Raw genomic sequence first — 23,884 nt, forward strand, 5'->3', positions numbered from 1 at the left:
CCGTTTTGTTGTTAAGTCCATGCCGACTCAGAAATTCTGACTATGCCCGATAGCAAGCATTTGCCGAAACAAGTAAGCTTGGATGTCGAGCAGCATGGGATATTCGGATGGAAAACAACAAAGCGACGCGCAAGAGCGTCGAGGCGACCGTAACGTCGAGTAAAACAATCCCAGCCAAGCCGATCCTGAAGCAGGATCCGCATTCCCTGCGCGACCCCAAGGAAAATAATCTCGAAGTGGCCATCGGCCGCGAGGTCCGTGCTTTCCGCAAAACCCTCGGCATTACCGGCGCCGATCTGGCTTCCGCCACCGGCATCTCGCTCGGCATGCTGTCGAAGATCGAAAACGGCAACACCTCGCCGTCACTGACGACACTCCAGTCGCTGGCCGCCGCATTGGGCGTTCCCGTCACCGCCTTTTTCCGCCGGTTTGAAGAGGTGCGCAATGCGGTTTTCGTCAAGGCAGGGGAGGGGCTGGAGATCGAACGGCGCGGCACGCGTGCCGGGCACCAGTACAACCTGCTCGGCCATATCGGCAACAGTGCCAGCGGCCTGCAGGTCGAGCCGTACCTCATCACCTTGACCGCTGATTCAGATGTCTTTCCGGCCTTCCAGCACGACGGCCTGGAACTCATCTACATGCTCGAGGGTGAGGTGAAGTACCGCCATGGCGACAAGCTCTATACGATGCTGCCGGGCGACAGCCTGTTCTTCGATGCCGACGCGCCGCACGGTCCAGAGGTTCTGATCACCCTGCCGATCCGCTTTCTGTCAATTATTTCCTATCCCGAGAGGAGCGGTGTATAAGGCCCCGGCTGCCGTCATGCACAATCTCTGGCCTCAGTTCAGTTTAAGTTCATCTTTGCCGGCCTATGGGAGTAGGCACGTCTCACGCTGGCTTCCAGCCGGCGAGATTCGCGGTGCAATTTGGGGAATGTATGATGAATTTGATCGCCTTGATGTAATCTTGCCGCCGCGCTCACTTGATTTATATTGAGTGCTTCCAAGGTTTCATGGAGCGGGTGAACCACGGCGCGATGCCGTCGGCTCATGAGGTCCGTGAAAATCTCCGCCGAATTTGGTCATGCAGCGGTAAAGTTGCCATTTGCAAATACCTGGCGCCTGGTGGGCTCCGGGATTTGAACTCAGAATGGTGATCGCGCTTATGGCTCTGTCGGCGAATGCTCTTTACTCCGTTTGGATCCAGACCGCCCCATGTCAGCTGAAATTTCCCCGACCCCTTCGCCGCGCGCTCCTGAAGCCAAGCTTGTCGATCTCAACGATTCGATACGCGCAAGCTTCCTGTCCAACGACCAGCTGAGGGAGTGCGGGGAGGCCTTCGCACGTGACGGCGCCGATACGCTGCCGAATTTCAAGCCATTCGAATTCTTCGCCCGCCATCGTGAAAACGAAACGGAAATCCTGCGCGTCTATCGCGCGGCCGCAGCGGATGTCGAGGCAGGCCAGTCCATCACGCCGGCGGCCGAATGGCTCTTGGACAATCACTACATTGTCGAAGAAGCAATCCAGGAAGTTCGGCGGGATTTTCCGAAGAAATTCTATCGCCAGCTGCCGACTATGACCATTCAGGGCATGGTCATGCCACGTGCGCTCGCCGTGGCCTGGCTCTATGTCGCTCATACCCACAGCCAGATCTCCTACAAGGGCTTGATGGCCATCGTCGACGGTTTCCAGGAGCACGAGATCTTCAAGATCGGCGAGCTCTGGGCGTTACCGTCGCTGGTGCGTTACGTGCTGGTCGACAATCTGCGTCGCATCTCGATCCGTGTCGAGCACAGCCGCCGCATGCGCGGCAAGGCGAACGAGGCCGCTGACGAACTGATCCGGCTCGCCGAGCCTGCAAAATGCGCAGAATATCTGAAATCGCTGGAGCCGCTGACGAAGGATAATACCTTTGCGACGCAGTTCCTCTATCGCCTGCGCGACGGATCGCAGACATCGAGCCTCGCCATCGACTGGCTCGAGCAGCGGATGGCGGCAGCCGGTACCGATTCCGAAGAAGTCATGATGGCCGAGCACACGCGGCTTGCCGCCGGCAATGCCACCATGGGGCATATCATCCGCAGCCTGCGCGAAATCGATGACACAGAATGGTCTGTCTGGGTCGAGGAGGTCAGCCAGGTCGACAAGCTGCTCTGGACAGAGACCGATTATGGCGCCCTCGATGCCGGGTCGCGCAACAAATACCGCAAGCAGATCGAAAAGCTCGCGCGCCGGTCTGACAAGACCGAAATCGAAATCGCCCAGATTGCCATCGACATGACGGCTGCGGCCAAGGCGTCTGCCGAGCCCCAGTCTCACGAACCGAACGTCGGCGGCTTCCTCGTCGGCACACAGCGCATGAAGCTGGAAGAGGCTATCCACTACAAGCCACTGCCGGTGCAGCATTTTGTCCGCCAAGTCCGCAGACTTCGCTGGTTTGCGATCGCCGGCCCGGTCGTGCTGCTGACCATTCTTGCCATGGCCATTGTCGGCACCTTCATGGTGCGCGCCGGCATGGGTGCGGCCGAGACCATCGTCCTGCTGCTGATGTTCTCGCTGCCTGCCTCCGAAGGCGCCACGGGGCTCTTCAACACCCTCATCACCCTTTTCGTGACGCCAGTTCGGCTTGTCGGATACGAATTCAAGGAGGGCATTCCCGAAGACGCCCGCACCCTGGTCGTCGTCCCGACGCTGATCTCCAATCGCGACAGCGTCGACGAACTGGTGCGCAATCTCGAGGTCCACTATCTCGCCAACCCGCGCGGCGAAATCTACTTCGCGCTGCTCAGCGACTGGCCGGACAGCAAGGTCGAGGAGACGCCGGCCGATCTGGAAGTACTGGATTATGCGCGCCGCGAAATCGGCAACCTGTCACAGCGCTACAATTTCGACGGCAAGACTCGGTTCTACCTGCTGCACCGTCGTCGCCTCTACAATCCTGCCGAAGACGTCTGGATGGGCTGGGAGCGCAAGCGCGGCAAACTGCACGAGTTGAACCTGCTGCTGCGCGGTGACCGCGACACGACATTCCTTCCTGGCGCCAATGTCATCCCGAAGGACATCCAGTATGTCATGACGCTGGATTCCGACACGCGCCTGATGCGCGATACCGTGACAAAGCTCGTCGGCAAGCTCTACCATCCGATCAACCGGCCGGTGGTCGATCCGGAAACCAAGCGCGTCATCAGCGGCTACGGTGTCCTGCAGCCGCGCGTCACGCCGTCACTGACGACGGGCAAGGACGCGTCCGTCTTCCAGCGCGTCTTTTCGATCAATCGCGGCCTCGACCCCTACGTCTTCACCGTTTCCGACGTCTACCAGGATCTGGCTGGCGAAGGCACGTTCACGGGCAAGGGCCTCTATCACGTCGACGCCTTCGAAAATGCCCTGCGCGGCAAGATCGACGAGAACTCCGTTCTCAGCCACGATCTGCTTGAAGGCTCGATGGCGCGCTGCGCTCTCGTCACCGACTGCGAACTCGTCGAAGACTTCCCGATCCGCTATGAGGTCGAGGTTTCGCGTCAGCACCGCTGGGCGCGTGGCGACTGGCAGCTGCTGCCGTACATCTTCAATCCCTCGCGCGGCATTACCGGCCTCGGACGCTGGAAGATGTTCGACAACCTGCGCCGCTCGCTGACGCCGATCGCGTGGTTCTTCGCGTCCGTGCTAGGCTGGTATCTGATGGCGCCGTTCTCGGCGCTGATCTGGCAGATCGTGCTGATCTTCTGCCTCTTCGTCGCCCCGACGCTCGGCCTTATCAACGGCATCATCCCTCGCACCAGCGATATCGTCGCCCGCGCTCACCTCTATACCGTCTGGACCGATATCCGCGATGCCAATGCCCAAGTGGCGTTGCGTATCGTGTTCCTGGCGGATTCCGCCTGCGGCATGGCAGACGCCATTGGCCGGTCCATCTACCGCACCTTCGTCAGCCGCAAGCTCATGCTGCAGTGGCGTACGGCTGCAAGCGCCCAGGCCGCGGCCCAGACGACTATTCTTGGCCATTACAAGGTCATGTGGCAGGCGCCGGTTCTGGCGGTGCTAGCCCTAGGGCTTGCCGCACTCAGCGGCAGCAACGCCTATCTGGTCGGCATTCCCTTTGTCGTCCTCTGGGTCCTGTCGCCGGCAGTTGCCTATTATGTTAGCCAGTCGGCGGAAACCGAAGACCAGCTGCATGTCTCCGAGCATGTGTCGACCGAGTTGCGCAAGATTGCCCGCCGCACATGGCGCTATTTCGAAGCCTTCGTCGTCGAGCAGCAGAACTTCCTGCCGCCGGACAACATCCAGCAGACGCCGCACGCCGTGGTCGCCCCGCGGACGTCGCCGACCAATATCGGCGTCTATCTCCTGTCGGTCGTGTCAGCCCGTCATTTCGGCTGGCTGTCGTTCGAGGAGACAATCACCCGTCTCGAGCAGACGATCGCCACCGTCGATCGGATGGAAAAATACCGCGGTCACCTGCTCAACTGGTATCATACGGACACGTTGAAGACGCTCGGGCCGCGCTATGTCTCGGCCGTGGACAGCGGTAACCTTGCCGGACACCTGATCGCCGTTTCCTCGGCATGCCGTATTTGGGCAGAAGCACCGTCGGCGCATATGCAGGGCAATCTCGATGGCGTCGGCGATGTCTCCGGCGTTCTCCAGGAAATCCTTGCGGACCTTCCCGACGACCGCAAGACCGTGCGTCCTCTGCGCCGCCGTCTCGAAGAGCGCATCATCGGTTTTCAGAACGCTCTTGCTGCGGTCAAGCGCGAGCACGAGTTTGCCTCGATCCGCGTCATCAACCTTGCCGTGCTCGCGCGCGACATCAAGAAGCTCGCGGCCAATCTCGATCACGAGGTCAAGTCGCCGCAGAGTGCCGAAGTCATTCGCTGGTCGGAATCGCTGATCCAGGTCTGCGAAGCCCATATTGCCGACAGCGTCTTCGACCTCTCCAATGTCGAGGCACTGCGCCAGCGGCTGATCGACCTGCGCGATCGCACCCGCGATATCGCCTTCTCGATGGATTTTGCCTTCCTTTTCCGCCCGGAACGGCGCCTGCTGTCGATTGGCTACCGTGTCGAAAGCGGTGAGCTCGATGCTGCCTGCTACGATCTGCTGGCTTCGGAAGCCCGCCTTACCAGCCTCTTTGCCATCGCCAAGGGCGACCTGCCGACGGAGCACTGGTATCGTCTCGGCCGTCAGGTCGTGCCGGTCGGCTCGCGTGGTGCGCTGGTGTCGTGGTCGGGCTCGATGTTCGAATACCTGATGCCGCCGCTGGTCATGCAGGAGCGCCAAGGGGGTATTCTCAACCAGACGAACAACCTGATCGTCATCGAGCAGATGAACTACGGCCGTCGCCTCGGCGTGCCGTGGGGTATCTCGGAGGCGGCTTTCAACGCCCGCGACCATCAGATGAACTATCAGTACACCAACTTCGGCGTGCCCTCGCTCGGCCTGAAGCGTGGTCTCGGACAGAATGCCGTCATCGCGCCCTATGCCTCGTTGCTGGCCGCCATGTACGATCCGGAGGCAGCGCTCGAAAACCTCAACCGACTGCGCAAGGTCGGCGCTCTCGGCATGTACGGCTTCCACGATGCCGTCGATTTTACGCCCACCCGCGTCCCGGACGGCAAGAAGTTCGCGATCGTCTACAATTATTATGCCCACCATCATGGCATGTCGATCGCAGCCGTCGCCAACGTTGCCTTCAACGGCAGGCTTCGCGAGCTGTTCCACGCCGATCCAGTGATCGAGGCCGCCGAACTGCTGCTTCAGGAAAAGGCACCGCGCGATATCCCGGTCATGGCCGCCAAGCACGAGACCGATGCTCCGGCCAACATCCAGGAGGACCTGCTGAAGGCGGAAGTCCGCAAGATCAGCAATCCTGCGCGCCAGGACCGCGAGATCGCCCTTCTGTCGAACGGCCACTATTCCGTCATGCTGACCGCGACAGGTTCAGGCTACTCGCGCTGGAACGGTCTTGCCGTTTCTCGCTGGAAGCCCGATCCGACGGAGGATCGCTGGGGCACTTTCATCTTCCTGCGCGATACGGTCTCCCACCAGTGGTGGTCGGCGACATCTGAGCCGCGCAGCATCGAGGGCGAGAAGGCCAGCGTCATCTTCAGCGACGACAAGGCCGAGTACAGCAAGACGGTTGGGGAGCTGACCTCCGACGTCGAGTGCATCATCGCCACCGACCACGATGCCGAAGGTCGGCGTGTCACTCTGCACAATGCCGGCTCTGAAGATCGCTTCATCGAAGTGACGTCCTATCTCGAGCCCGTCATCGCTAACGAGGATGTCGACGCAGCCCATCCGGTCTTTGCCCGGATGTTCGTCAAGACCGAAATCGGTGAACTTGGCGATGTCATCCGTGTCGAGCGTAACAAGCGCGATCCTAACGAACCGGATATGACGATGGCCCACATGGTCGTCGACAATGCTGGCTCCGAACGACCGACCGAGTTCGAAACCGATCGCCGTCGCTTCATCGGACGCGGCCGCAGCCTTGGGGAGGCTGCCGCCTTCGACCCTGGCATAAGCCTCTCCGGCACCGATGGATTTACGCTCGACGCCTGCCTTTCGCTGCGCCGTGTCATCCGCGTTCCGGCCGGCAAGAAGGTCAGCGTCATCTTCTGGACGATCGCTGCCCCGAACCGCGAAGATATCGACAGGGCTGTCGAGCGCTTCCGCAATCCCGATGCATTCGGTCAGGAAATGGTTCATGCCTGGACCCGGACACAGGTTCAGATGCGCCAGATCGGCGTGACTTCGCAACATGCGAAGATATTCCAGCATCTGGCCCGTTATCTGGTTTATCCTGATATGCACCTGAGGGCCGAAGCAGCCGTGGTCCACGCAGGGCTGCAGCCGCAGTCGGCGCTGTGGCCGCTGGCGATCTCCGGCGATCACCCGATCTTCACGCTGCGCATCAATGACGATATCGATCTCGAAATCGCCAAGGAAGCGCTGAGTGCCCAGGAATACCTGCGTTCGCGCGGCATCACCGCCGATCTGGTGATCATGAACGAGCGGGCTGCGTCCTATGCGCAGGACATGCAGCACGATCTGGATGCGCTTTGCGAATCCGTCCGCCATTCGAGCCAGGGCGAAGGCTTGCGCCCGCATATCTTTGCAGCGCGCAAGGACCTGATGGAGCCTGAAACCTACCAGGCAGTGCTGGCGGCATCGCGCGTCGTCTTCCATGCCCGCAACGGGACGATCGTCGACCAGATCACCCGTGCGCCTTCGCTTGCGACATCGACGCATACAAGTGAACCCGAAATGCGGCGTACCACCGTGGTTGCCACGACGACGCAGCCAGTTTCGGCGCCGGCTTCGATGGTAGACAAGGGCGATCTAGACTTCTGGAACGGCTATGGCGGCTTCTCCAGCGACGGCCGCGAATATGTCGTGCGCCTGTTCGGTGGCCAGTCGACGCCGCAGCCGTGGATCAACGTCATATCCAACGAGAATTTCGGCTTCCATGTCGCGGCCGAAGGTGCTGCCTTCACATGGAGCGCGAACTCTCGCGACTACCAGCTGACCTCCTGGTCCAACGACATGGTCATCAACCGTCCGGGCGAGGCGCTCTATGTCGCCGATCTCGTCAGCGGTGCTGTCATGACGCCCTATGCGGCCCTGTCGCGCCGTCCATCCGCTGCATTCGAAGCCCGTCACGGCCTTGGCTATTCGGTCTTCACCAGCGTGCAGGACGAAATCTCGCTCGAAGTCACCCAGACGGTTGACCGGACGCGTCCTGTCAAGATGACACGCCTGCGGCTGCGCAACGAGGGCACGGCGGTTCGCCGCCTGCGTCTCTACAATTATGCAGAATGGGTTCTCGGCAACAATCCGCGCAAGACGGGGCCGTTCATCCTGTCGTCGCAGGATTCCGAGACCGGAGCGTTGTTTGCGAGCAACCCCTACAGCATCGACTATTCGCGTCATGTTGCCTTCATGGCGGCCAGCGAAACGGTGGGTAGCATCTCCTCCAGCCGCCGTGAGTTCATCGGTCGGGCCGGTTCGATCCAGCTGCCGCAGGCTGTCGTCTCTGGTGCCGTCCTATCCGGCTCACTCGATCTCGAGGGCGACCCGTGCGCCGCGATGGCCATCGACGTGACGCTGGAGGCTGGCGAACAGCGGGATGTCTGCTTCTACATGGGCGATACTGCGTCCACTGAAGAGGCTCGCACTCTCGTGTCGGCAATCCGGTCGGAGAGCTTCGACGACCTGCTCGAGGCCAGCAAGACCTTCTGGAACGGCTTCACAGGTCGGCTGCAGATCTCGACGCCTGACAAGGCGATGAACAACATGGTCAATGCATGGCTCCCCTATCAGAGCCTCGGCTGCCGCATCATGGCACGCACCGCTTTCTATCAGGCGAGCGGCGCCTTCGGCTTCCGCGACCAGTTGCAGGATACGCTGGCGTTCCTGACGCATTCGCCGGAGCTTGCCCGTAAGCAGATCCTTAATGCCGCCTCGCGCCAGTTCCACGAAGGCGATGTCCAGCATTGGTGGCTGCCGGGAACAGGTGCCGGCGTCCGGACGCATATCTCGGACGACGTGGTCTGGCTCGCCTACGCGATCAACCAGTACTGCACCGTGACCGGCGACCGGGCACTGCTCGACGAAGAACTTGCCTTCGTAGAGGGCGCCTCCCTGACATCGGGGATGCACGATGCCTTCTACAAGCCGGAGGTTTCTTCGGACAAGGTCAGCCTCTACGAACATGCGGCGCTGGCCCTCGACCTTGCTATCCGTCGCAAGGGCGGAAACGGCTTGCCGCTGATCCTCGGTGGCGACTGGAACGACGGCATGAACCGCGTCGGCATGCTCGGCCGTGGTGAAAGCACGTGGCTCGGCTGGTTCCTGGCGGGTACGCTGACATCCTTCATCCCTTACGCCGAAGCCCGTGGCGACAGCGAGCGGGTTGCACGCTGGTCGGCCCATCTGCCGGAACTGAAGAAGGCGTTGGAAACGGCAGGCTGGGATGGCGGTTACTATCGTCGTGGCTATTTCGATGACGGCACACCGCTCGGTTCGAACGAGAACTTCGAATGCCAGATCGATTCGATTGCCCAATCCTGGAACATCCTGTCCGGCGAAGGCGACCGGGCTCGTGGTGAAAAAGCCATGGATGCCGTTCTTGAGCGGCTGGTGGATGACGACAAGGGCATTATCCGGCTGTTTACACCGGCATTCGCCAAGTCGCCACGCGACCCCGGCTACATCCGGTCCTATCCGCCGGGCGTTCGCGAAAACGGCGGGCAGTATACCCATGCCGCGACGTGGGTTGTCCTGGCGCTGGCTGAAATGGGTCGTGGTGACGATGCGTGGCGTTGCTTCAACCTGCTCAATCCCGTCAACCACGCGCTGGACAAGGCTGCGAGCGACCAATACCGGGTCGAACCCTACGTGGTTGCTGCCGATATCTACGGCGAAGGACAACTGGCCGGACGTGGCGGCTGGAGCTGGTACACCGGCTCTGCGGGCTGGATGTACCGTGTCGCCATCGAAGGTTTGCTGGGGATCCGTGTCGCCAATGGTCACCTTTACGTGAAGCCCGCCTTGCCCTCGGCATGGGACGGCTTTACGGCTGAACTTGATCTTTCAGACACAAAATATCGCATTTCGGTCTCAAAACCGTCCAATGCGGAAGGCTACCTTGTCACTATCAACGGCACGGAGATCGCCAATCCCGACGAAGGATTCGCGATCGGCCAATAGTCACTCTTTTTTGAACCGACTCGAATTGACGCAGGCGGCCAAAAGGGGGAACCCTTTGGCCGCCTTCGCGTTTCAAGCCCGAACAGGAGAGAACCTGATGGCTCCCAATCTCAGGACAAATCCGTTGTCGACGGGAAAAACAGGCCCACAAGCGGGTGCCGGAGGGCGCGATACCAGACTCGACGTGCTGCGAGCGCTGGCGTTGATCGCAATCTTCATCAATCATGTACCAGGACAGATCTTCGAAAATCTGACGACCAAGAATTTTGGTTTCTCTGATTCGGCTGAGGCTTTTGTTCTGATTTCGGGTATCTCTATAGCGCTTGCCTACGGCGGGCGCTTCGTCGTGGGCAACAGGCTGGCGGCTTCCTACAAGGCTATTAGGCGGGCTGGAACGCTGTACATGGCCCACATGATCACAACGTTCATGACCATTGGCCTGTTCATCACCGGAGCCTGGCTGTTCAGCCGCCCCGGCCTTCTGTGCGAGATCAACATCCTGCCTGTACTGACCAACCTCACGGCAGGTATTCCATCGCTTCTGCTGCTGGGTCACCAGATCGGATATAACAACATCCTGCCCATGTACGGCGCATTGCTGTTGATGGTGCCTGCGATCCTCTGGCTCGAGGCGCTCAGCCCGAAGCTGTTGTTGCTGATTTCGGCAACCGTCTGGATGGCAGCCGGCGTCTACCAGATCGCGCCTCACAACTTCCTGCTTCCAGGCTTCTGGTTCCTTAATCCGCTGTCCTGGCAGTTCCTGTTCGTCATCGGCGTTGTCTGCATGATGCACGTTCGTCGCGGCGGAAAGCTGCCGCAGCATCCGGCGCTGTTTGGCCTCGCCGCCGGCTATGTCGCGCTGTCCTTCGTCTGGGTGACCTTCAAGCTCTGGGTTTTGGGCGAGTTCCTGGCCTCAACAGGACTGCCGCCGGTCATCATCGGCTTCGACAAGACATTCCTGTCGCTGCCGCGACTGCTGCATGTGCTGGCCTTGGCTTATCTGGTGATCAACATCCCCGCCATCTCGCGCTGGCTGCGTTTGTCTTCAGACAATCCTTTGACCGTGCTTGGCCGCCACTCGCTGAACATCTTTGCGGCCGGCACGATCCTGGCGATGACTGGTCAGGTGCTGCTTTATGTTACCAACAACGACCATGTCGTCGGCCCGCTGTTCGTCGTGTTCGGCATCGTCGTACAGTTTTATTATGCCGACCATCTGGAGACCAAGCGTCTCGCAGAGCGGAATCGGTCGCGGGGCATCACTCCCGCTGTAGCGATGGCTCTTCCAGCGAGGCGCGATCCGCGCTGATAATCAGCCGGCTCGAAACTCCTCGAGCTGGCGTTTTTGTTTTCCAGCCGCGTCGAAATTATCTGGGTCGAGCCAGGCTATGTAGGCCTTGCGCAATGCCGGCCATTCCTTATCGATGATTGAATACCAGGCCGTGTCGCGGTTCTCGCCCTTCACCACCAGATGCTGGCGAAAAATGCCCTCGAACTGAAAGCCAAATCGCTCGGCGGCGCGCTTTGAGGGGTCGTTGCGGTTGTTGCACTTCCACTCGTAGCGGCGGTAGCCGAGCGCGTCGAAGATATAGCTGGCAAACAGGAAGAACGCCTCGGTGGCTGCCGGCTTGCGGGAGACGAGCGGGCCCCAGTAGATATTGCCGATCTCGATCACTCCGGGTGCCGGTTCGATCCGCATCAAGGCCTGGCGCCCGGCGACTTTGCCGCTTACCTCGTCGATCAATGTGAAAAAGAGTGGATCATTGCTTGTTTCGGCATTGTCGAGCCATGGCTGGAAGGCCGCCCGGTTTTCCGGAGGATAATCCGGCAACCATGCAAACCGGCTGTCGATGTCTGATACCGCTGAGGCCTCGTACAGGCCATCGCCATGCTTCGCGGCATTGAGGGGCTCCAGGCGGACATAGCGGCCCTGGAGGATCTTGCGCTCCGGACGCGGGCGTGGCTGCCAGTTTTGTAAATTCTCGGACATGTAGCGCCTCCATGGTTGAGCTTGCGATTTCAACGATCGATAGCCTTTGCCATCCTACAAATCAATTTCGCCGTTAGCGTAGCCATGTCGCATAGTCGGAAACGAGCAGATGCAGCGGCGCCTCGTCCTCTTCTATGCCGGAAAAGCGCGACACGGCGGGATCATCGAAGATGTTATCCGTGGCATCGTCGTTGACAGTCGAGACTTCGGCGAAGAAGACATCACCGTCTTCAGCCCAGAAGGCATGCCAGTCACCAGGCATCAGCGTCACGCTCTCGCCGGGCGCAAGCCTTAGCTTTTCGCCGGCGGCAAGCGTCCGTAACAGGCCATCGCAGAAAACCTGCGTGCCCTTGGTGCGGTCGCAGTGCCCGTCGGTATCGCCGAACAGTTCGATCACCAGGGTGCCGCCACCGCGATTGATAATGTCCTCGGCCTTCAGCACATGGGTGTGGCTCGGTGTCACCTGGCCGTTGCGGGAAATCATCGCCTTCTCGGCGTAGAGCATCCCGCGTCCCTTCTGCAGATCCGCAAACCTGCCATTGCGGGCGGTGAACAGGAAGAGACCGGATCTGGAGAAATCCCCAAGCCCGAAGTCGGTGATATCCCAACCGAGGTTCGCATCGACGATATTGCCGATCTCGGCCTTGCGCGCCTGCATCTCGCTTGGCGACCACTTTGCAAAGGGCGGCAGGATGTACCCGAACGAGCGCATGAACGCCTCGGCATCGCGGATGATCCTGTTGATTTCGCTGCGTTTCATCGATGCTGTCATAGTGTGTCTCCGCCTGCCTGATGATTACTTGACGCCGATGCCGGCGGTCAGGCCGCCGTCGATGCGGTGGTCGGAGCCGGTGATGAACGCCGCCTTGTCGGAGGCAAGGAAGGCCGCCAAGGCCGCCACCTCTTCCGGTTCGCCGATACGACCGACCGGATGGGCTTCGCCGAAGCGACGGAACGCATCGTCTATATCGACATCCGGCCCGCCGAACGTCCGGGCTGCGAGTTCGAGGATGGGCGTGCGCACCGACCCCGGACTGATCGAGACAACGCGGATCCGGTCAGCGGCAAAATCCAGTGCCATGGCGCGCGTCATCGCGTGGATTGCACCCTTGGACGCCACATAGGCGGAGACGCCTTGCTGGCAGGCGTGACCCTGGACGCTGGACAGGTTTACAATCGCCCCGCCGCCGCGTTTGCGCATCTCCGGCACGCCAAACTGCGCGGTGAGGTGGATCGAGCCGACATTCACCGCCATGCAGCGCATGAAGGTCTCGAAGGATGTCTCCGTCGCATCGCCATAGGGGTGAACGGCTGCCGCGTTGACGATGATATCGAGGCCGCCGAAGCGGGATACGGTTTCCGTCACGGCGGTGCCTACCATCTCTGGGATAGAGGCATCTGCGGTGAGGACGATAAGCGACAGCTGTTCGGCGTCTGCCAAGCCTTGCAGCTCGATATTTGCCGCCGCGTCGATCCCGACGGCTGCGACCGCTGCCCCCTCGCGGGCGAGATGCAGGGCCACGGCGCGGCCAATGCCGGTGGTTCCTGTGACGAGCGCTACCTTGTTACTAAACTCTGGCATTATCGGCGTCCTTTACGCGGCATGCTGCGATTGGCGTGCGGCGTCGCTCGCGGCGCCTCGGGAATGAATTGAAGACCGGCGTCGAGATGTCGGTCCATATGGTAGGAAAAGGCGATACGGTTGCGATGGCGCAGGGCGGCAACAATGTCCGCATGCTCGCCGACGACGGCTTCCAGCGTCAGCCGCTGCGATTTGCCGGCCATCATCAGGCGCTGGATGACCGGCCGCAACATGCCGTAGGTTTCCGACAGCGTGCGGTTGCCGGCGGCATCGACCAACAGGGTGTGAAACTGGAAATCGCGCTCGGAGGCCTGCTCGGCGTTTTCGGATGTAAGGATGGTCTGGTTGAGCGCGTCCATTTCATCCAGCATTCCGGGCGTCAGGCGTTGCATGAGCGGGTCGAACAGGTTCATCTCGGTCAGCCGGCGATAGCCCTGGATATCGCGAAAGGCATCGACCGACACATCCATCGCGAATGCGAACAGCCGCTGCATGGCGTGCTGATGCTGGTCGGTGAGAACGGCGCCGATCTTTTGTCGCGATTCGGCGACGCCATAGGCTTTTAGCGTCCGGAATGCTTCGCGCACGGTATTGCGGCTGGAGGCGAACTGCACGGCCAGTTCCGCTTCTCCCGGCAAGATGTCGCCGACGCCCATGCCGCGCTCGCGGATCATCTCGCGGATCTGGCGGACCACGTCGTCGACGGCCGAAGCCCTGCTGCCGTCCTCCATCCTTGTCCCTCACTCCTCGCCGTTAACAAGATTATTATGTTGGGCTTAAAGGCGCAATATGCGATCTCGACTTGTCATTTGAAATATTCTTGCTTTAATTGCCCAACATTACATGGAGGATGACATGCTGGAAAGTTGGCGCTGGTTCGGGCCGGAAGATCCCGTGACCCTATCTCACGCACGGCAGGCGGGCGCACATGGCGTCGTGACGGCGTTACATCACATCTATGACGGTCGCGTCTGGACGCCGGACGATATCGCGGAGCGGATGGCGCTGGTGAAAAAGGCCGGGATGGTCTGGTCGGTCTGCGAATCCATTCCGGTCAACTCCGCTATCAAGCTGCGCAATCAGAACTGGCGGCGTTATGTCGATGCCTGGAAAGAGAGCCTCGCCAATCTCGGCAAAGGTGGCGTTCCCGTCGTCTGCTACAATTTCATGCCGGTCGTTGACTGGACGCGCACGAACCTGCTCTTTCCGACCGAGGCGGGAGGCTTTGCGCTACGCTTCGACATGGTGGATTTTGCCGCTTATGACCTGTTTGTGCTGAAGCGGCGCGGGGCAGAAGACAGCTATGCGGTCGATATCATCGAGGCTGCCCGCCTCCGTCATGAGGCGATGACGGATACTGACATCCTGACGCTCGAGAAGAACATCATTGCCGGCCTGCCGGGTGGAGAGGACAGCCACACCCGCGAAACCATTCGCGGCCAGATTGCTTCCTATGACGACCTTTCCTCGGATGACATGCGCGCCAATCTGGTCGAGTTCCTGCGCGAGGTCGTGCCGGTCGCGGCAGAAAATGGCGTCAGGCTGGCGATCCATCCCGACGATCCGCCGTTTTCACTGTTCGGCCTGCCGCGCGTTGTCTCACAGGCCGAGGATATCCAGACCCTTCTCGATGCCGTCGATGAACCCGCCAACGGCATCACGCTATGCGCCGGCTCCTACGGCTCGCGCGCCGGCAACGATGTGGTCGGCCTCGCATCCCGTTTCGCCGAGCATATTCATTTCGCCCACTTGCGAAACGTCAGCAAGGAAGCAGACGGGTCCTTCGTCGAATCCGAACATCTCGGCGGCGACGTCAACATGGTGTCGCTGATTTCCGTGCTGCGCGGCGAGGAGCGTCGGCGCCTGGCCACCGGGCGCAGCGACTGCGTCATTCCGATGCGTCCCGACCATGGGCATCTGCTGATCGACGACCAGGAGAAAATCGTCAATCCGGGCTATTCCTGCATCGGACGGCTGAAGGGGCTGGCGGAGCTTCGAGGCGTGATTGCAGCGGTCGACCAATTGCAGGGCGCACCGTCCCCCGTGGCCTGATAGAGAGACCGGCGACGGCACCGCTTGCCCGACGGGCGGTGCCGTTTGCGGCCGGTCAACGCCCCGATGTCGTTCACGAAAGCGGGTGGCTCAAGATTGGTGCAATCGGCGATCTGCACTCCGCATAGCCATACGAATTGGCTTATACAATCCACCACGATCCAGTAATCTGGTGGTTGATTCATCGCCAATCGTGGATACCGTCAATGGACAAGAAAACACCCCGTTCCGTTCCGACCCCGTTGCCGGACGACGTGCCGCTGCGCTCGCGCGCCTGGTTCGACAATCCGCAAAATCCGGACATGACGGCCCTCTATCTCGAGCGCTACATGAACTTCGGCCTCAGCCTCGACGAGCTGCAGTCGGGGCGGCCGATTATCGGTATCGCGCAGACTGGCTCGGACCTGTCGCCCTGCAACCGCCACCATCTGGAGCTCGCCAAGCGCGTCCGCGAGGGCATCCGCGACGCCGGCGGCATCGCCATCGAATTTCCGGTCCATCCGATCCAGGAGACCGGCAAGCGGCCGACGGCCGGACTTGATCGCAACCTGTCCTATCTCGGGCTCGTCGAAGTGCTCTATGGCTACCCGCTGGACGGCGTGGTGCTGACAATCGGTTGCGACAAGACGACGCCGGCCTGTCTGATGGCGGCGGCCACGGTCAATATTCCGGCCATCGCGCTCTCCGTCGGCCCGATGCTGAACGGCTGGTTTCGCGGCGAGCGCACGGGCTCCGGCACCATCATCTGGAAGGCACGCGAGCTTCTGGCCAAGGGTGAAATCGACCAGAAGGGGTTCCTGAAGCTCGTTGCTTCCTCGGCGCCGTCGACCGGCTATTGCAACACCATGGGCACGGCGACGACGATGAATTCGCTGGCCGAAGCGCTAGGCATGCAGTTGCCCGTTGCAGCCGCGATCCCGGCCCCCTACCGCGATCGCCAGGAGATCTCCTACGAGACGGGCCTCAGGATCGTTGAGATGGTTCGCGAAGACTTGAAACCGTCGGATATCCTCACCCGTGAAGCCTTCGTCAATGCGATCAAGGTGAATTCTGCCATCGGCGGCTCGACCAATGCGCCGATCCATCTGAACGCGCTCGCCCGGCATATCGGCGTCGCGCTCGATATCGACGACTGGCAGACCCACGGCGAGGATGTTCCCCTGCTGGTCAACCTGCAGCCGGCCGGCGAATATCTGGGCGAGGATTATTATCACGCCGGCGGCGTGCCGGCCGTGATGGGCGAGCTTATCAAGCACGGCCTGCTCGACACCCATGCGATGACCGTGAATGGCCGCACTGTCGGCGAGAACTATTCGAACTCCAGGACAGAAGACGAAAAGGTCATCCGCCCGTTCGAGCGTCCCTTGAAGGAGCGAGCCGGTTTCCGGGTGTTGCGAGGCAATCTGTTCTCATCGGCGATCATGAAAACCAGCGTCATCTCGCCGGAATTCCGAGCGCACTATCTCTCCAATCCCGAAGATCCGGATGCGTTTACCGGCCGGGCGATCGTCTTCGACGGGCCTGAGGATTATCATGCGCGGATCGACGATCCGGCGCTCGCGATCGACCTCAAGAGCATCCTGTTCATGCGCGGTGCCGGTCCCATCGGCTATCCCGGCGCCGCCGAGGTCGTCAACATGCGGGCGCCCGATTATCTGCTGAAGCAGGGTATCAACTCATTGCCCTGCATCGGTGATGGACGCCAGTCCGGCACGTCAGGCTCGCCGTCGATCCTCAATGCCTCACCGGAAGCCGCAGCCGGCGGTACGCTGGCCCTGCTGCGCACCGGTGACATCGTGCGTATCGATCTCAACAAGGGATCGGCCAATATCCTTGTCGATGATGAGGAACTGGCATCAAGGCGCCGGGCGCTCGAGGCCGCCGGGGGCTATGCCTATCCCGACAGCCAGACGCCGTGGCAGGAAATACAGCGCGCCTATGTCGGTCAGCTGGAAACCGGCGCGGTGCTCGAGCCGGCGGTCAACTACCAGCGTATCGCCCAGACGAAGGGAATTCCGCGGGATAATCACTAAGCCTGCAGCGGGTAGCCATCGCTGTCCAATTTTCATCCGCACAGGCTGTCTTGCCTCGTGGATGACTTGTCGTGCCGAACTCCCAAACCTCTCCCACAAAGGAAACATCCGTGAACAGGTTCAAATTCTCCAGCATGGCGCTCGCCGCCCTGTTGCTTTCCGGTGCTACCGATGCCGCTGATTTTGCGGTCATGCCGTTGAAGGACGGCGATAGTTTCACCGGCTGCCTGGCGCAGAACATAGATGCCGGAGTTGGGCTTCTCGCCGTCGGCGACAAGGTCGTGCTGTTTGCCAATTCGCCCAAGTTCACCATTGCCAAAGGCGATGCGGTGAAAGGTACGTGGTCTGTGGATGGCGGGGCTCCGACGGATTTCTCCTCGACCGCCGATACCGACGCCACCGCCACCATTGACGTGCCGAACACGACCGAGGCCGTCACGGCGTTGACGACGGGCAAGACGCTCGCGGTCAAGGCCAATGCCAGCAGCGTCGAGTTTCCGCTCGAAGGTGTCGAGAAGGCATTCATGGGCCTGACCGAGTGCATGCAGACCCAGAAGGCGCCGGAGTAATTCCGGCCTATCCTGCAAGCCAGACATCGGTGGCCGCCTCGAGCGGCCACTTTTCAAATCGGCGTGCGGCCGGTTAGCCGATCGACATCAGGCTGGCATTGCCGCCGGCGGCTGTCGTGTTGATGCTGGTCGAGACCTCTTCCAGCAGCCAGTGCAGGCAATAGCTGTCGGGTTTGTCTGACAGCTCCAGGCTCGATGCGGCCTGGACAATGATCAGCGGCCCCGGCAGCTGGGCGATCGCGGTATTGGTAGCCCGGATACGCTCAGCCTCGCCTTCGATCAGCGCACCTGCAAACGGCCCCGATGCTGTCCAGTTCGGACTGAAGGAAAACCTGGACGAAACGCTGGCTGGCAAGCCCTCCAGTGCTGCTTCCAACCCGGTCGATGCGTCGATGATGGCGTTGTTACCGGTGGCGAGCACAGCGGATAGCTGCCCATAGAGCCCATCCGCCGTCTCCGGCATCAGCAGGATCGTTCCGCGCGGGTGCAGGGCGTAGAGGTTACGCTCGCCAACCGGGCCGGCAAGTTCCGATATCAGGCCGAGCGCGGACCAAAGGCCGCTCTCGCGGGCAGCGCTGCCGATCGCCTTGGCGTCTTTTCCATCCAGCCATTTGGCGAAATCGAGCAGCGCCGGATCGGTGTGGACAGAGCTGTGCTGCGGGGGCACTGGAGGTGTCGAGACCAAGCGGCCGAGATAGAGCGGACCGCCGGCCTTGGGGCCGGTGCCGGATAGCCCTCTGCCGCCAAACGGCTGCACGCCGACGACAGCGCCGATGATGTTGCGGTTGACATAGAGATTGCCAGCTTTGACGCGGCTTGTCACATGGGCGATGGTTTCGTCCAGTCGCGTGTGCAGGCCAAAAGTCAGGCCGTAGCCTGTGGCGTTGATATCGTCGATCAGCCGGTCGAGATCGTCGCGCCGATAGCGCAGCACGTGCAGTACGGGGCCGAAGACCTCCTGCTTCAGGTCCGACAACTGGCGGAGTTGGATGATCGTCGGCGGAACGAACGTGCCGTTTGCGGTTTCTGCTGTCAGGGCGAGCTGCTCGACGTTGGCGCCGATGTCGCGCATGGCGTCGATATGCTTTTCGATATTGCTTTTTGCTTCGGCCGTGATCACCGGACCGATGTCGACAGCCAGGCTGTCGGTGCGGCCGATGACGAGTTCGTTGAGGGCGCCTTTCAGCATGTCGAGCACGCGGTCAGCCACCTCATCCTGCAGGCAGAGGACGCGCAACGCCGAGCAGCGCTGGCCGGCGCTGTCGAAGGCTGAAGCGATGACGTCGGCGACCACCTGTTCGGCAAGGGCCGAACTGTCGACGATCATGGCGTTCTGACCGCCTGTTTCGGCGATAAAAGGAATTGGCTTGCCATTCTCCGAGAGGCGGTTTGCGAGCTCAGCCTGGATCAGCCGGGCGACATCCGTCGAGCCGGTGAACATGACGCCGGCAATAGCGTCGTCTCCAACCAATGCGGCACCGACCCTGCCATCGCCGGGCAGCAATTGCAGGGCATCTGCCGGAATGCCTGCCTGATGCAGGATACGCACCGCTTCGGCGGCAATGAGCGGCGTCTCTTCGGCAGGCTTTGCCAGCACCGGATTACCCCCCACCAGGGCCGCTGCAATCTGACCGGCAAAAATCGCCAATGGAAAATTCCACGGGCTGATGCAGACAATGGGGCCCAGCGCGTGGTGCGCAAGGCCTAGGGTGCGGTTGGCCTGCTCGGCGTAATACCGCAGGAAATCGATCGCTTCCCGCACTTCACCGATGGCGTTCGGCAGGGATTTGCCGGCCTCGCGCATGATCAGTCCCAAAAGGTCCGGCATCCGCTGCTGCAGCAGGTCGGCGGCGCGTAACAGGCACGCGGCACGTTCGGCCGTTGGCGTGGCGCTCCAGGATGCGGTGGCGGCAGTGGAGAGAGCGACGGCCTGCTTTACGTCCGCGTCGGTCGCCTCTGTGACGGTGCCGACGATGTCGTTGATGTCGGCGGGGTTGCGGACCGGCAAAGCGGGATTGCCGTTGTCGCGCGGCGGAACTGCGGTCCATTCGACTTTCGTGCCTTCGCGCAGCACGCTCGACAATTCGGACAACGTGGTTTCGTCTGAGAGATCGAGCCCGGCGGAGTTGCGACGTTCGCCGTAGAGATCGGCAGGGCGCTTGATCTGCTCATGACGGGCGCCGACTGTTGGCATTGCGCGGACGATTTCGACGGGATCGGCCGTCAGTTCGTCGATGGAAATGGCCGGATCGGCGATTCGGTTGACGAAGGAGGAATTGGCGCCGTTTTCGAGCAGCCGCCGGACGAGGTAGGCGAGCAGTGTTTCATGAGTGCCGACAGGAGCGTAGATGCGGCACGGCCGGTCGAGATTGCTGCTGCCGACGACCTCGTCATAGAGCGGCTCTCCCATGCCATGCAGGCACTGGAACTCATAGTCGCCGACCTTGAAGGCGGATCCGGCCATGGCGTGGATCGTTGCCAGTGTCTGGGCATTATGGGTAGCGAACTGTGGAAACACGCAGTCTTTCGATGCCAGCAGCTTTTTCGCGCAGGCGATATAGGAGACGTCTGTGTAGATCTTGCGGGTATAGACCGGGAAATCAGCAAGACCGTCGACCTGCGCGCGCTTGATTTCGGCATCCCAGTAGGCACCCTTGACGAGACGAACCATGATGCGGTGCTTGGCCCGCTCTGCGAGATCGATGATGAAATCGAGCACAGCGGGGCAGCGTTTGCCATAGGCCTGGACGACGAAGCCCATGCCGTTCCAGCCGGATAGATCGGGATCGAGGCGCAGGGCTTCGAGCAGGTCGAGCGACAGTTCGAGGCGATCGGCCTCCTCCGCGTCAATGTTGAGGCCGATATCGTAGCCTTTTGCAATGAGAGCGAGCTTTTTGACGGCCGGCAGCAGTTCGGTCATGACGCGAGTGCTCTGGGCGCGCGAATAGCGCGGGTGCAGGGCTGACAGCTTTATGGAGATGCCCGGGCCGCTATAAATGCCGCGGCCGGCGGATGCCTTGCCGATGGCATGGATGGCATTCTCGTAGTCGGCAAAATAGCGTTTCGCATCGGCTGCCGTCGTCGCGGCTTCTCCCAGCATGTCGTAGGAATAGCCGAAACCTCTGGCTTCCAGCGCACGCGAGCGGCGCAGCGCCTCGTCGATGGTTTCGCCGGTGACGAACTGCTCGCCCATCATCCGCATGGCCATGTCGACGCCGCGGCGGATAACCGGTTCGCCGGCCCGGGCGATCAGCCGCGTCAGCGCCGCAGACAGGCCGGGATCGTTGACGGTGGACGTTAGCTTGCCGGTGACGACGAGGCCCCAGGTGGCGGCATTGACGAAGAGCGAGCGACCACCGCCGATGTGCGAGCGCCAGTCGCCATTGGCGATCTTGTCGCGGATCAGTGCGTCACGCGTGGCAGTATCCGGAATACGCAGCAGCGCCTCGGCAAGGCACATGAGAGCCACGCCCTCCTGGCTGGAGAGCGAATATTCATGCACCAGGCCCTCGACGCCGGAGCCTTTATGCTTGGCGCGCAGGGCGACGATCAGCTTAGTAGCGGTCTGTCTAGCGGTAGTGCGGATATCTTCGGGCAGAGTTGCCGCTTCCACCAGTCGCGGTACACATTCCATTTCCGGAATGCGATAGGCCGCTGTAATCGCCCGGCGCAGGGGTGTGGGTGGAGAAATGGGTGGGGCGAAATCCGCGAATATCGGCATGCTGCCAGCGGTTTCGACGGTCTTCTCGGGAACGGCTGTCTGCATCGCGGTCATCCCTGCCAAATGCGTGATTTCACGTGAATCGTTTATAGCATTGTGGCCGAAGTCGATCTGCCCTTATAGTCGCCCACGATATTGCAGTTTCTCTGATTATTTGTAATTTTATGGTGAAATCGATGCCTAATGAGACCAGTGGTGGTGAAATTGATCATTTCGACCGAAAAATCATGGATGCGCTTGTCGAAGACGGGCGGATGACCATTACGGACCTGTCGAAAAGGGTAGGTCTTTCCAAAACACCCTGCCAAGTGCGACTGAAACGGCTGATGGAAGACGGCTATATTCTTGGCTTCCATGCCAGGCTCGATCCGCAAAAACTCGGCCTCGATCACATCGCCTTCGCCGAGGTGAAGCTGTCCGATACGCGCGAGAAGGCGCTGGAGGAATTCAACAGCCGGGTCGCGAAGATCAAGGAAGTCGAGGAGTGCCATATGATTGCCGGCCAGTTCGACTATCTGCTGAAGGTCCGTACATCGGACGTCAGGAAATACCGGCAGGTGCTCGGCGAGAAGATTTCAAGTCTGCCGCATGTCGCGAGTACATCGACCTTCGTGGTGATGCAGGCGATCAAAGAGAGCGGCATCTGATGCGCTCGAATTCCCCTAGCCTATGGCGATGAGCAGGCCTTTACCGGATGTCTCGACGACAATATCCGTCATCCTTGCGCCCGAGAGATCCACTGTGTCGTGTTGCAGCAGCGCGATCTCTTGCGAACCTATGCGGAATGCCATCGGCGCCAGCGCAAACAGAAACGAGGTCTGGGACATTGCTTCCGATTGCGGCAGGTCGGAGGCCTCGATCCTTTTGACAGAATGAGCAATACCGCGTCTCGCCATCACATTCAGATCGGCGATCGGGCCATCCCGCAGGCGCCCGGAGGTCACAGTGTCGCCCGGAAAACCATAGGGCGCGGTGTTTTGGTCGAGCATCGCCGGCGCGCGGCCCTCGACCGCAAGCTCAATGGCATCGCCGTGGATAACCGTGAGGATGCGGTCTATCGCCGGAAAGCGTGAGAAAGGACCGTCGGAGGCGACGGTTGCCATGCTGATCCGCCAGTCGAAATCGGCGTTCGGCACAGCCGATGCAAAGACCGCGATTTCCAGCGTTTCCCCGCCGCCGTTTTTCCAGGGCATCCGCTTGTAGTCGCTGAGACGAAGGACGGTCATGCTGACCCCATGGTTCTGTTCATCGGCTAATGTCTATAAGATTGTACGGTGCTCACGCCGTTGCACTCAAGGGGCGGAAGACACCTGCGAACTGATAGCGGTCGCCGGGATGAATGATTTCAGCAAACGTCACGGTGCGGCCGCTCTGCCAGGTCTGGCGGGACAGCACGAGGCAGGGCTCTCCCTTCTGCATATCGAGGGTTTTTGCCGTGCTGCTGTCGGCCGCAACTGCCCGGATGACGTGCCGGGCCTCCGACCATGGGACCTGTTCAAGCAGCCAGCTGCCGGGCGGTTTGGTCTCGAAGGTTTCGAAGCGCGCGCGCGGCACAGTGTCCAGCATGATGACCCGATGCTCGATAGCATGCGGCTTGTGATCAACGATGTGAAGGCAGGTGAGGCGCAACAGTTCCTTGCCGGCCTCCTCGCAGAGTTTCAGGGCCTCCGACGGGCCAAGGCGCTCGATCTTGCTGGACAGGATCCGAAATGTGTAGTCGTGCCCGGCAGTCCGGGCATCCGCGCCGATATCCTGGATTTCCATGACGGTCCGGTCGATCTGCGGCGGTGCGACGAAGGAGCCGGCGCGGCGCTTGCGCAGGATCATGCCGCGGTCGGCAAGTGCCGTAAGCGCCTTGTTGACGGTCATCCGCGAGCAACCGTACTCCCGTTCCAGCTCGTGTTCGAACGGGATGCGCTGGCCCGGCTGCCAGGTGCCGTCCATGATCTTGGTTTCGATGTCGTCGTAAATGCTCTGATGGATGGACTTCAATACAATCCCCGGTCCGCAGTGCAGCGATCGCCATGCGCGACCGATGCTCGTGCCGCTATCGAACGCAAGCGGCGTCACCTCTGTTCGGTTTGTATATGCTTTTGAAAAAAACTCCACATTTTAGCAGAGCTGCGATTTGCCATATCGCTGCCGCGAAAAATCTGCCAAAAGCCACCCGTCCGAAAGGGCAGGGCGCGATCGCTATCAGCTTTAGGGTAGGATCGGGCGG

14 protein-coding genes are annotated in these 23,884 nt (G+C 60.9%); 7 read left to right on the top strand and 7 right to left on the bottom strand.

The annotated features are described in order from the left end of the window. The first annotated feature begins 107 nt into the window (after positions 1-107). From EQW76_RS11725 to opgC, 3 genes are all read left to right on the top strand, one after another. The gene (locus EQW76_RS11725) at positions 108-806 is read left to right on the top strand and encodes an XRE family transcriptional regulator (protein ID WP_224127867.1); all 699 of its coding nucleotides are present in this window, start codon (positions 108-110) and stop codon (positions 804-806) included. A 408-nt stretch (positions 807-1,214) separates the two neighbouring features. Beyond that, the gene (locus EQW76_RS11730; RefSeq protein WP_142824576.1) at positions 1,215-9,716 is read left to right on the top strand and encodes a glucoamylase family protein; all 8,502 of its coding nucleotides are present in this window, start codon (positions 1,215-1,217) and stop codon (positions 9,714-9,716) included. A gap of 97 nt (positions 9,717-9,813) precedes the next feature. Further along, positions 9,814-11,025 carry an OpgC domain-containing protein gene (gene opgC, locus EQW76_RS11735; RefSeq protein WP_142824577.1) on the top strand — a complete coding sequence of 404 codons (1,212 nt, stop codon included), beginning with the start codon at positions 9,814-9,816 and terminating at the stop codon, positions 11,023-11,025. Between the two features lie 3 nt (positions 11,026-11,028). Here opgC and EQW76_RS11740 read toward each other — a convergent pair whose 3' ends face one another. The 4 genes from EQW76_RS11740 to EQW76_RS11755 form a co-directional block, all read right to left on the bottom strand. Continuing rightward, positions 11,029-11,706, bottom strand: coding sequence for a GNAT family protein (locus EQW76_RS11740; protein ID WP_142824578.1), 678 nt, complete (start codon positions 11,704-11,706; stop codon positions 11,029-11,031). Between the two features lie 73 nt (positions 11,707-11,779). Further along, a complete protein-coding gene (locus tag EQW76_RS11745; protein ID WP_142824853.1) occupies positions 11,780-12,466 on the bottom strand; it encodes a D-lyxose/D-mannose family sugar isomerase in 687 nt (228 codons plus the stop codon). Positions 12,467-12,502: 36 nt separating this feature from the next. Continuing rightward, positions 12,503-13,288: an SDR family oxidoreductase gene (locus EQW76_RS11750; RefSeq protein WP_142824579.1), complete on the bottom strand. Its 786-nt coding sequence runs from the start codon at positions 13,286-13,288 to the stop codon at positions 12,503-12,505. Further along, positions 13,288-14,019 (bottom strand): FCD domain-containing protein, encoded by a 732-nt coding sequence (locus EQW76_RS11755; RefSeq protein WP_142824580.1) that lies wholly within the window; start codon positions 14,017-14,019, stop codon positions 13,288-13,290. The genes EQW76_RS11750 and EQW76_RS11755 overlap by 1 nt, the downstream gene beginning before the upstream one ends. A 124-nt stretch (positions 14,020-14,143) precedes the next feature. Between EQW76_RS11755 and uxuA the strand changes: the two genes are divergently transcribed. The 3 genes from uxuA (at position 14,144) to EQW76_RS11770 (ending at position 17,942) form a co-directional block, all read left to right on the top strand. After that, complete coding sequence (gene uxuA / locus EQW76_RS11760) at positions 14,144-15,340, top strand: mannonate dehydratase (protein ID WP_142824581.1); 1,197 nt, start codon at positions 14,144-14,146, stop codon at positions 15,338-15,340. Between the two features lie 206 nt (positions 15,341-15,546). Then, on the top strand, positions 15,547-17,373 hold the full coding sequence (locus tag EQW76_RS11765; RefSeq protein ID WP_142824582.1) for an IlvD/Edd family dehydratase: 1,827 nt from the start codon (positions 15,547-15,549) through the stop codon (positions 17,371-17,373). Positions 17,374-17,483: 110 nt separating this feature from the next. Further along, on the top strand, positions 17,484-17,942 hold the full coding sequence (locus tag EQW76_RS11770) for a hypothetical protein (protein ID WP_142824583.1): 459 nt from the start codon (positions 17,484-17,486) through the stop codon (positions 17,940-17,942). A gap of 73 nt (positions 17,943-18,015) precedes the next feature. Here EQW76_RS11770 and putA read toward each other — a convergent pair whose 3' ends face one another. Then, positions 18,016-21,726 carry a trifunctional transcriptional regulator/proline dehydrogenase/L-glutamate gamma-semialdehyde dehydrogenase gene (gene putA, locus EQW76_RS11775; protein WP_224127869.1) on the bottom strand — a complete coding sequence of 1,237 codons (3,711 nt, stop codon included), beginning with the start codon at positions 21,724-21,726 and terminating at the stop codon, positions 18,016-18,018. A 113-nt stretch (positions 21,727-21,839) separates the two neighbouring features. Between putA and EQW76_RS11780 the strand changes: the two genes are divergently transcribed. Next, complete coding sequence (locus tag EQW76_RS11780; RefSeq protein ID WP_142824585.1) at positions 21,840-22,310, top strand: Lrp/AsnC ligand binding domain-containing protein; 471 nt, start codon at positions 21,840-21,842, stop codon at positions 22,308-22,310. A 15-nt stretch (positions 22,311-22,325) separates the two neighbouring features. On the opposite strand, the gene EQW76_RS11785 is transcribed toward EQW76_RS11780, so the two are convergent. Beyond that, positions 22,326-22,889, bottom strand: a complete 564-nt coding sequence (locus tag EQW76_RS11785) for a HutD family protein (RefSeq protein WP_142824586.1) — start codon at positions 22,887-22,889, stop codon at positions 22,326-22,328. A 52-nt stretch (positions 22,890-22,941) separates the two neighbouring features. Continuing rightward, a complete protein-coding gene (locus EQW76_RS11790; RefSeq protein ID WP_142824587.1) occupies positions 22,942-23,655 on the bottom strand; it encodes a UTRA domain-containing protein in 714 nt (237 codons plus the stop codon). Positions 23,656-23,884: the final 229 nt, after the last annotated feature.

It is taken from the genome of Rhizobium sp. rho-13.1 (assembly GCF_007000305.1).
GTDB classification, from domain to species: Bacteria; Pseudomonadota; Alphaproteobacteria; order Rhizobiales; family Rhizobiaceae; genus Rhizobium; species Rhizobium rhododendri.